This window comes from Brenneria corticis, assembly GCF_003115855.1.
GTDB classification, from domain to species: Bacteria; Pseudomonadota; Gammaproteobacteria; order Enterobacterales; family Enterobacteriaceae; genus Brenneria; species Brenneria corticis.
The window spans coordinates 1-1235 of the sequence record NZ_KZ819135.1; the positions used below are offsets into that span (position 1 = coordinate 1).

At 49.1% G+C, this 1235-nt stretch carries 1 protein-coding gene; it reads right to left on the reverse strand.

All coding sequences use genetic code 11. The features are described from left to right. Positions 1–34: 34 nt before the first annotated feature. Entirely contained in the window at positions 35–1024 is a 990-nt protein-coding gene (locus tag DDT56_RS24230; RefSeq protein WP_136168891.1) for an IS110 family RNA-guided transposase, read from the reverse strand. Positions 1025–1235 lie beyond the last annotated feature (211 nt).

The following is a 1235-nucleotide window of genomic DNA, read 5'->3' on the forward strand; positions in this document are numbered from 1 at the left end:
GGCGACTGAGTAACCGTGTTGCCAGTCAAGCATTTTAATTGGTCGCCACCCCATAATTTTTGTCATATGGCTGCTGCGTATGGAGTACGCCATAACACAGATGGACCAGTTTCCTCATCGCTGCACCTATTGCTAACATCTTCGCCTTGCCTTTTAGCAATAGTCGCTCGTATAGGGCTTTCACATGGCGATTGTGGCTGATGGCGGCTATTGCTCCCATATACAGCTTTGCCCGGATACTTGGCGGCCCTATTTTCGACAGCTTAGCTCTGCCTCGCACCGAGGTGCCTGAGCGACGCTCTACCGGGATAACCCCCAGATACGCCGCCACCTGTTCCGCGCTCCTAAAGTTATTGCCCCGGATGATCGCTAACATGTTCCATCCGATTTGCTCTCCAACTCCCTCAATCGATTTCAGGAGGTTCAGGTCATTTTTTAGTCCGGGATGCTTGTCTATGTGAGCTTCTATCAGGCGTTCAATTCTTGCCAGCTCATCCTTTAAATGCTGCGCCATTGAGTCCAGCGACGCCACGACTTCTTCCGGGGCCATTGTGGATTTTAACGTGCTCAGCCGATTTTCTATACGTTGTTTATCATTAAGCAGGCTATCCCTATGCTGTAGCAATGCCTTGAGTTTCCTTATTTCTTGCGAAAGAGGAGTCCAGCCATCCGGTTGTCTCAAACAGCCATAACATGCCAGCACATAGGCATCAACCGTATCCGTCTTGGTCAATATCCCCATTCCTTTGGCGAATTCACGTACCCGGTGCGGATTTATCACGGACACCAGAATGCCAGCCTGATGAAGACCATAGGCCAGGTGTTCGTGATAAATACCGGTGGATTCTATTATGATATGGGCCTGACCGGGGTCGCGCTTTTGCAACGCTAACCATTGCGCCAGAGCCTCTGCCGAGTTTGCGCCATTGGGTAAAGTCTTCGTCTTACGTTTACCTTTAAGCCCTTCTGCTAATAAACAAATATCGACTGTACGCTTGCTGATATCAATACCGACATAGTACATGGTTCAGTTCTCCTCTCACTAAAGCCATCACGCCCGTTCCGCTTGTATATTCAGAGTCAGTGCTCTAGGTAACCGTTCAATGTTAATGGTGGCGTGAAAGGTGAAACAGAGGGCTTAAACTCAGTCACAAGGTTTATCGCCTTCGCGCCCTGCTGAAGCTCACTCTGTTTCATGTAGTGATAGCTAATCACTACATGAGGAAGATACAAGC

Excerpts from the sequence above, each read along its gene's own strand:
- DDT56_RS24230 (WP_136168891.1), bottom strand. The coding sequence starts at position 1,024 with ATGTACTATGTCGGTATTGATATCAGCAAGCGTACAGTCGATATTTGT.